Source organism: uncultured Methylobacterium sp., assembly GCF_964251405.1.
Classification (GTDB): domain Bacteria; phylum Pseudomonadota; class Alphaproteobacteria; order Rhizobiales; family Beijerinckiaceae; genus Methylobacterium.
The window spans coordinates 26,049-35,325 of the sequence record NZ_CAXUJR010000027.1 but is presented as its reverse complement, the minus strand read 5'-3'; the positions used below and the strand labels follow the sequence as shown (position 1 = coordinate 35,325).

At 66.4% G+C, this 9,277-nt stretch carries 7 protein-coding genes and 1 pseudogene; 3 read left to right on the top strand and 5 right to left on the bottom strand.

The window, feature by feature from the left end:
* A partial coding sequence (locus ACFE7U_RS07485; protein WP_375409101.1) for a PQQ-dependent sugar dehydrogenase occupies positions 1-1,196 on the bottom strand: 1,196 nt, incomplete at its 3' end.
* Between the two features lie 392 nt (positions 1,197-1,588).
* On the opposite strand from ACFE7U_RS07485, the gene ACFE7U_RS07480 reads away from it, so the two are divergent.
* Positions 1,589-2,221, top strand: coding sequence for a DedA family protein (locus ACFE7U_RS07480; protein WP_375409100.1), 633 nt, complete (start codon positions 1,589-1,591; stop codon positions 2,219-2,221).
* A 42-nt stretch (positions 2,222-2,263) separates the two neighbouring features.
* On the opposite strand, the gene ACFE7U_RS07475 is transcribed toward ACFE7U_RS07480, so the two are convergent.
* Positions 2,264-3,748, bottom strand: coding sequence for a phospholipase D-like domain-containing protein (locus ACFE7U_RS07475; protein WP_375409099.1), 1,485 nt, complete (start codon positions 3,746-3,748; stop codon positions 2,264-2,266).
* A 201-nt stretch (positions 3,749-3,949) separates the two neighbouring features.
* A complete protein-coding gene (locus tag ACFE7U_RS07470; RefSeq protein WP_375409098.1) occupies positions 3,950-4,795 on the bottom strand; it encodes a DUF1206 domain-containing protein in 846 nt (281 codons plus the stop codon).
* A gap of 169 nt (positions 4,796-4,964) precedes the next feature.
* On the opposite strand from ACFE7U_RS07470, the gene ACFE7U_RS07465 reads away from it, so the two are divergent.
* Positions 4,965-5,228 carry a hypothetical protein gene (locus ACFE7U_RS07465; RefSeq protein ID WP_375409097.1) on the top strand — a complete coding sequence of 88 codons (264 nt, stop codon included), beginning with the start codon at positions 4,965-4,967 and terminating at the stop codon, positions 5,226-5,228.
* Positions 5,229-5,340: 112 nt separating this feature from the next.
* Here the strand turns inward: ACFE7U_RS07465 and ACFE7U_RS07460 are convergent, their stop codons facing one another.
* Positions 5,341-5,628 carry a hypothetical protein gene (locus ACFE7U_RS07460; RefSeq protein WP_375409096.1) on the bottom strand — a complete coding sequence of 96 codons (288 nt, stop codon included), beginning with the start codon at positions 5,626-5,628 and terminating at the stop codon, positions 5,341-5,343.
* A 151-nt stretch (positions 5,629-5,779) separates the two neighbouring features.
* Positions 5,780-8,977 (bottom strand): PAS domain S-box protein, encoded by a 3,198-nt coding sequence (locus ACFE7U_RS07455; RefSeq protein ID WP_375409095.1) that lies wholly within the window; start codon positions 8,975-8,977, stop codon positions 5,780-5,782.
* A 30-nt stretch (positions 8,978-9,007) separates the two neighbouring features.
* Here ACFE7U_RS07455 and ACFE7U_RS07450 point away from each other — a divergent pair.
* Positions 9,008-9,277: pseudogene (locus ACFE7U_RS07450) on the top strand (hypothetical protein); the annotation flags it as partial.

Genomic DNA, 9,277 nt, shown 5'->3' with positions numbered 1-9,277 from the left:
ACGAGGAGCGCACCGTCGGGCGTGACCTGAACGTCGACGGGACGTCCGACGAACTCGTTGTTCTCCAGGAACCCCGTGAGGAACGGCTCGTAGGAGATCATCTTCCCGGCCTCGTCGAGCTTGGCGAACACGACTTGGGCACCGGACTTCTTGGTCTTGTTCCAGGCGCCGTGCTGCGCGATGAAGATGCCGTTCTGGTACTCGGCCGGGAACGCCGTGCCGGTATAGAACCTCATGCCCAGAGCCGCCGTGTGCGCGCCGAGCAATCCGATCGGGGCGGTGTAGTCCGAGCAGGACTTGCCCCAGCCGTACTCGACGTCGGGAAGGTTGCCCTGGTGGCAGAACGGGTAGCCGAAATGCTCCTTTCCGGCGGTGGTGAGTACGTTGAGCTCGTCGTTGGGGAGCTCTTCCGAGAGCCAGTCGCGGCCATTATCGGTGAAGGTGAGCTGCTGCGACTTCGGGTTCCAGTCGAAGCCGACCGTGTTGCGCACGCCGCGCGCGATGATCTCGACGTTGGTGCCGTCGAGGTCCATCCGGCGGATCTGCGCGTGCGTGTCCGGCGGAATGAGGTTGTTGCCCGGCGCGCCGATGGGCACGTAGAGCTTGTTGTCGGGACCGACCTTGATGAACTTCCAGCCATGGGCCTCGTCCTTGGGGAGATCGTCATAGACGAGCACCGGAGCCGGGGGCTGATCGAGATTGGCCTCGATGTTGGGGTACTTCGAGATCTTCGCGACCTCGGCGACGTAGAGCGTCCCATCCTTGAACGCGACGCCGTTGGGGCGATGCAGGCCCTTGGCGACGATCTTGACCTCGCGCTTGCCGCCGACATCCGTCACGGCATAGACGCGGCCGGCGATGCGGGTGCCGACGAAGACCGTGCCCTTGTCGCCCATCTGCATGGAGCGGCCGTTCGCGAGGCCAGAGGCATAGACCTCGAGCTTGAACCCGTCGGGGAGGCGCAGCTTGTCGAGGGGGAGCTTGTCCAGCGGCGTTGCCGTGATCGGCATCGTCATCGATTTCAGGGAGAGCACGGATTCGTCGGTGGTCTCTGGCCGATCGACGTTGTTCGTGACGACTGGCGGCTCGCCGGGCTTCTGGGCGGGGACGGGCTTCGCCCAGGCCGATCCGGCAAGGCAGATCAGGCTGAGCCCCGTCGTGATCGAGCACGCATATGAGTAGGCATTCCGGCGCATGACGTTCGTCTCCCTGCCGGTGCTGTGACCGCACCGATGATGGCCCTTTTGATTCGGCGGGCCTGGTGTTGATATATCAGACCCTCCGACATGCAGGGAGCGAAGGATGGTCACGCCGGGCCATGCGTGCGTTCCGGACCCCTCGGCGACGAGTATCGGTCCGTGGGCCGTGCGGACCGGGCGCGGGCCCGTGCCGTCTCGATGACGGCAATCGTGCTGGAAACCTCCGGGCTCGAACAGGATGGCAGCGTGCCGGGCGACCCGCCGGAGGCATCGTGCTTGACACGAGGGCTTTCGCGATCGACTGGCAAGCCGGCCCTAATGAACGTGGTGCGGCATCTCGGCGTGCACGCGGCTCACGTGTTTTGCCCGGCAAGGCTTGAACAGAACCTATGTTCGACTGGATCGTAGATGTCCTGGCCCGCTCCAGCTATCTCGGCGTCGCGCTTCTCATGCTCGCCGAGAACCTCTTTCCGCCCATTCCCTCGGAACTCATCATGCCGCTCGCGGGGTTCGTCGCCGCACGGGGCGATATGAGCCTGCCCGGCGTCATCGCGGCAGGAACGCTCGGGTCGGTTCTCGGCGCCCTCCCGTGGTACTGGCTCGGACGACGGTACGGCGCCGATCGTCTCCGGAAGCTGGCCGGCCGCCATGGACGCTGGCTCACCGTGTCGCCGGCGGACGTCGATCGGGCGCGAACCTGGTTCGACCGGCATGGACGCATCGGCGTGCTCGTCGGCCGTCTGGTCCCCGCCATCCGGACCTTGATCTCCGTGCCCGCGGGTCTGGCGGCCATGCCCATGATCCCGTTTCTCGTCTATTCCACCATCGGAACCCTGGTCTGGACCACCTTGCTGGCGGGGGCCGGATATTGGCTTCAGGACCGCTACGAGCAGGTCTCGATGTATCTCGATCCGGTCTCAAAGATCGTCGTCGGGCTGATCGTCCTGACCTATATCTACAGGCTCGTGACCTGGCGGTCCGAAGCCGCAAGCGGCGACACCAAGACGAATCATCCGCGATAGCGGGACGGGCTGCTTGCCGAGTCCGCGGAGCCCAGGCTCGGCTCAGGTCCCGCTCCTGCCGAAAACCCCGGCTCGTACGGCCTCCACGGCGGTCGAGACCAACGTGCCGACGTGGCGGCTGATCGGCTCGGGTCGGTCCGGGTCGAGCGCCTGGTTCTCGGCGAACGCCCTTTCCACCTCCGTGACCGGCTCGGGCGTGAGCGGCACGAGGCTGCGTCCCGTCCCGCGTCTCAGTCTTTCCACGCTGCGCAACTGGGACCCGCACTCCCGCTCTTCCGCGGCCGCGATCTCGTCGGACGTCGTGCCGAGATGCTCGGCCAGAAGTTCGTGACGGATCTGGCGGATGCCTCGCCGGACCGCCGCCTCGTTCTCGCTGCCTTCGACGGCTTCGACCACGAGGTCGCATTCGGTATCGAGGCCCATCGAGCGGTTGTTGAGGTTCGACGAGCCGACCTTGAGAACCCGGTCGTCGATGATCAGGATCTTGGCGTGAACGTAGATGGGAGTCCCCTTCGCGGTGACGGGATAATAGATCCTGAAACGGTCCGCGTGGTCGACCTGCTCGAGCTGTTCCAGGATCACGTTCCGAGCCGCCCCCATGACCTGTTCCTCGAGCCAACCTTCGGCGCTCATGGGGTTGATGATGATGATTTCAGGCCCGTTCTTCTCTCGAAGACGCATCGCAAGGGCATCACAGACTTTGTGACATGCGAAATACTGGCTCTCGATGTAGATGAGATGTCTGGCCTGCCCGATCGCGGCGAGCAGGAACGCCTCGATCTCCCGGGCTTCGTCCTCTTCCGCGAACGCTGGCTGGGAGCGGGCGATACCCACGTCGACATGCGTGAACGTCGTCGAAAGCCCCGCGGGCCAGGGGGCCTCGGGCCCGGGGGGCACCGGCGCAAGGTCCTCGCCCGTCGCCTGCTTCCAGCGCAGGCGTGCGAGGTCGCCGAGGGCACGGGCGGCCTGCCCATCGACGGCGATCGTCGCATCGTGCCACGGCGGTTGCGCGAATCCCCAGGGGCTGGCGCGCCGTTTGTCCTTGTTCAGATGGTCACGCGTGTCCCAGCGCCCGACCGTGATGTCGATGCCTCCGCAGAACGCGATGGCGTCGTCGATGACTACGATCTTCTGGTGGTGGCAGGCGCCGACCGGGTGGACGCGATCGAGCTGCATGTGGATGCGCTCGTTCGTCATCCAATCGAGGACGAAGAGCGGTGTCGCCCCGCGACCCAGCGTCTGAAGGAGACCGAGGTCCCACTTGAGGACATGGATATCCAGCTCGGGCCGGCGATCGACGAGGGCATCGATGAACGGCCCCAGCATGGTGGGCCAGTCACCGGCTTCCTCCATGGTCAGCTGGACCCGGGTGTCGAAATCCCAACCGATGAGCAGGATGGACCTGCGGGCCTCGATCATCGCCGTTCGCAACGTCGCGAAGTAATCCGCGGCATCGACGATGAGGGCGAGGCGATCGGCGCGGGCGATGCGCCAGCACGTCCGTCCGAGATCAAGCGTGGGCTGCATCGTCGACAAATTCTGCACACCGATTCTGCGTTCTGACGCATGCGTCTGAGGGGCGTCGGCAACCCAATGACGGCCTTACCGACCGACGAAGGCTGCCGTTTGCGCACAGGGGCGTCGCCAGCTTTGCGGGAGTTATCCTATCAACCCGACACTTGCGATCTCGCCGTCAGCGCTCCGTTCGAAAGGGTGCCGAAACGCCGATCAGACCTTGGGGAGGGAGGCCGCGGCATTCTTCAACGCAGCCTTGCCATCCGCCAGGTCGGGGGCGTCGATGTGCCGATAGCGGGCTTGCACGAAGCTGAAGACGCCGAAGGCGAACAGGCCCGCGGCGGTGACGGCGAGCAGCACCCATCCGAACGGCTGCGTGCGGATGAAGGCCAGAGCTTCGCCGAGTCCCTTGACCTGCGAGGAGCGGCTCTGAACGGCTGCGAGGACGAGAAATCCCCCGATGAGCGCGAAGACGACCCCGCGTGCGGCAAACCCGAGGCGACCGACCGAGACGGCCCAGCGCTGAGCATGTGAGGGAAGGACGAGATGTTTGACGACGCCACCGGACCATCCCTTCTTCAGGAAGCCGAGCCCGACACAGACGAGGATCAGACCGATCAGCCCCGTGAGCCATTGGCCGAAGGGTTGGCTGAGCAGCCAGGCGGTCCAATCCTGCGCCGATTGATCACCACCGCTCGACCCGCGTCGACCGAGCGCCAGGTTGAAGGCGGAGACCGCTAGTCCCGCATTGATCACGCCGCTGATGGCATGAGCCGCCCTGACGGCAAGCCCCTTTGCCGACGTGCCATGCCGGTCGGCATCCGTGGCGGATTCCACCAGCCGCCAAAGCGCGAACGACAGCAAGCCTGTGGCGATCGCCGCAAGCCATATCCGCCCGAACGGCTGGGTCAGAAGCGAGGTCAGCGCATCCGTGCTGCCGCCTGTCTGCCCCCCTGAACCGATGGCGGCCAGAACCGCCAAACCGCCGACGAGGCAGTACACGGCGCCGCGGGCGCCATATCCCAGACGGGCGAGGTGCTCGAGCGTTGGCGCACCCATGCGGATCAACGGCGCTCTCCATGCGGTGGCCATAGGAACCCAGAAACGGTAATGGCGCAGATCCGTTCCGGATCGGGGCGCGGCCGATGCAGCCCTGCACGGCTGGCGGGCCGGCGCGCGGCCTCCGGTCCTGTTGCAGAGATCGTGCGACCTGCTCTAACCGTGTCCGATGACCGAGAAGCTGACGACGGCCGCCCTGTGCGACCTGAACATCATTTCCGACGACGAGGTGAATGCCGCCGTCGAGGCCTTCCTGGCGAATGCGATGGCGCCGCCCTTCGTCTTCAAGGAGGGCTACCGGCTCGATCTCGGCAAGGCCGTGCGCAGACATCCCGGCGCCGACGATTTCGTCAACCGAGGCAATACCGGCCCTCTCATGAAACGCCCTTTCGTGCGAGCGGCGATTTTGGATGCACGGCCGGCGAGAGGCTGAGTCGGCTCTCGTCGAGCACCGCCGGACTCCTGTTCGCCTCTCCGTCGACGTGCCCTCACGCTCATCGGGGCCAAAGGCTCTTCGTCGGGTAGACGCTCGCGTCGCGGGTCCCTTAACGGCGGGGCTTCTGCAGCTTCACGACGGTGTTCTTCGGGCTGCCGATCGGCTTGAGCGGAGCTTTGCCTTCCAAGGCCGCCCGGGCCAGCTCCTGAGGCCGTGGCGCACCGTTCGCGATCCGCTTGAGTGCGTCGGCCATCTCTTCGATCATCTGGGCCGACTCGCCCTCCAGCGTCTCTTCGGCTCTGATGCCGTTGAGCTCTGGGGCGATCTCCTCCGCGGCTTCGCGCAACTCCTCGATCAATTCGGCGAACGAATAACGCGGTGGTGGGGACTGGGCCATGCTGTGAGCATGGCAGGCGAGGGCAAGCGCGACAAGCCGGCGACGGCTGGGACCGACCGGGCACAGGCCCGTCGCGGGTCCGCTCCCCATCGGCCGCCCGATGGCCTCTCGGCGTGTCCCGGCCGGCCGCTCCGATGCGACGGCACCGAGATCAGCCCTCGATCATCTCCCGGATCCGTGATGCCAGCGTTTCGACCGGAAACGGCTTGGTGATCATCTGCATCCCGACATCGAGCTGCCCGTTGCCGAACATCGCGTTCTCGGCGTAGCCGGTGATGAAGAGCACCTTCAGGCCGGGGCGGCCCTCCCGGGCCTGATCGGCAAGCTGCCGCCCGTTCAGCCCGGGCAGGCCCACATCAGTGACGAGCAGGTCGATGCGTTCGCGCGACTGCAGGATCTTGAGGCCGGTCGGCCCGTCCTGTGCCTCCAGGGCCCGGTAACCGATGTCGGCCAGAACCTCCACGATCAGATCGCGCACCACGGGCTCGTCCTCGACGACGAGTACGGTCTCCCCGTCCTCGGCCCGGTGCGCTTCGGTCAGGCCCGGGCTCTCCGCATCGTCCACGGTGAGCACGCCGCGGTGGCGCGGCAGGTAGATCTTGACGGTCGTCCCCTGACCGACCTCCGAGTAGATCTTCGCGTGCCCCTCGGACTGACGCGTGAAGCCGTAGATCATCGACAGGCCGAGACCGGTCCCCTGACCCATCGGCTTGGTGGTGAAGAACGGATCGAAGGCCCGCGTGATCACGTCGGCCGGCATGCCCGTGCCGGTGTCCGTGACGCAGATGCAGATGTACTGGCCCGGCTCGACGTCTGGATGCAGCTTGGCATAGGCGCGGTCGAGGTGCGTGTTGCAGGTCTCGATGTGGAGCTTGCCGCCGTCAGGCATCGCGTCACGCGCGTTGATGGCGAGGTTCAGGATGGCGCTCTCGAGCTGATGCGGGTCGCACAGCGTCGGCCAGAGGCCCCCCGAGGTCACGATCTCCAGGCTGATCGCCTCGCCGATGGTCCGGCGCAGGAGGTCCTCCAGCGATGTCACGAGGGCGTTGGCGTCGACCGGCTTCGGGTCGAGGGGCTGGCGACGGGCCAAGGCGAGCAGGCGATGGGTCAGCGCCGCGGCGCGGTTGGCCGACGACATCGCGGCGGTGGCGTACTTGCCGATGGCGTCGAGCCGCCCCTGGGCGATGCGGGACTGCATGAGGTCGAGGGACCCGACGATGCCGGTCAGCAGGTTGTTGAAGTCGTGCGCGATTCCCCCCGTGAGCTGCCCGACCGCCTCCATCTTCTGCGCCTGCCGCAAGGCTTCCTCCGTCTGCGCGAGGGCCTGCGCGGCTTCCTTCTCGGCCGTGACGTCGCGACCGACGGCATGGATCAGGCCCTCGCCCGGCACCGCGATCCACGAGATCCAGCAATCGCTGCCGTCCTTGCAACGATAGCGGTTCTCGAACCGCAGGGTCGTTAAGCCATCCGCCAGCCGGCCGGCCTCGGCCACGGTGGCTGCGAGGTCATCCGAGTGAACGAATTCCAGGAACGAACGTCCGAGGAGCTCCGCCTCCGTCCAGCCCAGCAATGCCGTCCATGCCGGGTTAACCGCCTCGATGGTGCCATCGAAGCGAGCGACCAGCATGATGTCGGTGGAGAGGCGCCACATGCGGTCGCGGTCGGCCGTGCGCTCCGCCACGAGGCGTTCGAGATCCTCGCGGCCGCGCGCCAGGACCTCGCGGGCCTCGACGAGTTCCTGGATGTCCGTGCAGGTGCCGAACCAGCGGGAGATGTTGCCCGCCTCGTCGCGCACGGCCTGCGCCCGGCCGAGCACCCAGCGGTACTGGCCGGACCGATGCCGCAGCCGATACTCGATGCGGTACGGCTCGCCGGTGGCGAGGCAATGCCGCCAACCGGCCAAGGCCCGCTCCTGGTCGTCCGGGTGGAACATCCCGTTCCAGTTCACGCCGTCCGTCGAGCCTGCAGGGACCCCGGTGTAATCGTACCAGCGCTGATTGTAGTAGTCGTGGTTGCCGTCCGGGAGCGTCGACCACACCATCTGGTCGATGGAATCCGCGATGGCCTGAAATTTGGCCTCGCTCTCCTGCAGCCGTTCCTCGACCCGCTTGCGGGTCGTGTCGTCGAGCTGGATGCCGTCCCAGGCCAGCGAGCCGTCGGACAGCACGCGCGGGGCGGAGATGATCCGGCTCCAGCGAACCTCGCCGTCGGCCCGCCGGAAGGGCGCCTCGAAATCGAACGGGGTCAGGTCCCGGATCGCCGCCTGTTCGGCCGCGGCCAGGGCTTCGCGGTACTCTGGCAGGATCAGGTCGTAGGCCGCTCGCGGGTCGTTCAGGACGGAGTCCACCGGCAATCCCGTCATCCGCTGGAAGCCCTGCGACACGTAGAGGAACCGCCGGCTGGACCCGTCGCGCGGCATCGCGATCTGGTAGACCATGCCGCCCGGCAGGTTGTCGGCGAGACCTCTCAGGCGCGCCTCTGCCTCGCTCAGCGCCTCCTGGCGTTCCCTGCGTTCCGTGACGTCGCGGTAGAACACCGCCAGGCCGTCGGGAGACGGGTAGGCTCGCACTTCGAGCCAAGCGGCATGTCCGTCCGGCCAGACGTAGCGATGCTCAAGCGTGAGGGGGACCCGTTCGCGCATGGCGCGCTTGTAGAGTTCGCCGATGGGGGAATGTTCGGCCCCCGGATAGGCGTCCCAATGCGAGCGGCCGATGATCTCGCTCGCAGGGCGTCCCTCCAGCCGCAGCCCCTCCGCGTTCAGCCGAAGGGTGCGAAACTCGCGGTCGAGAAGGAGGAAGCCCTCGGTCATGCCTTCCAGCACGCCGGAGGCCCGCGCCTCGCTCTCGCGCAGCGCCTTCTCCGCCTGCACCTTGGCGGTCGTCTCGGTGCAGATGCAGCACATGCCGGCCACCGCGTAGATGTCGTCGCGGATGGGCGAGTAGGAGAAGGTGAAGTAGGTCAGCTCGTCGTAGCCGTGCCTGTTCATCGTCAGGGGCAGGTTCTCGGCCCAGGTCGCCTCGCCTCCCATGGCCTTGCCGACGAGCGGTAAGAGGTCCGCCCAGATCTCGGCCCAGATCTCGCTGAACCGCTTTCCCAGCGCGGCGGGGTGCTTGCTGCCGAGGATGTCGGCATAGGCATCGTTGTACAGGAAGCCGAGCTCCGGTCCCCACGCGACGAACATCGGGAACTTGGAGCCGAGCATCAGGCTCACGGCCGATCGGAGGGATCGCGGCCAAGTCTCGGGGCAGCCGAGAGCCGATGCCGACCAGTCATGGGCACGCATGCGCGCACCCATTTGACCATCGCCCGAGAGGAAATCGTGGGCCGGCGGCAAGACAAGCTCGGACATGCGCTGTGGTGAGGCCTGGTTTTCAGGATCTTGTACCGCTCGAGCATCCCCGAGCCGGCCTTGATGTTTGGTGCATATACAGGGCACGGCATAGCGTCCCCCCGCAGCAAATTTACGGCTGATCGTCCAACATCGAGAGGAAATCGCATCCAGGTCCGAGAGCCGCGGGTCGAAGATGGAACGGATGCATCCGCCGATCATTTCGGCCCCGGGAACCGGAGATGCATCATGACCGAGAAGAAGGGCAAAGGCAGCACCACCGCCAAGAAGGCGAATGCCAAGGCGAGCAAAGAGGGCGAG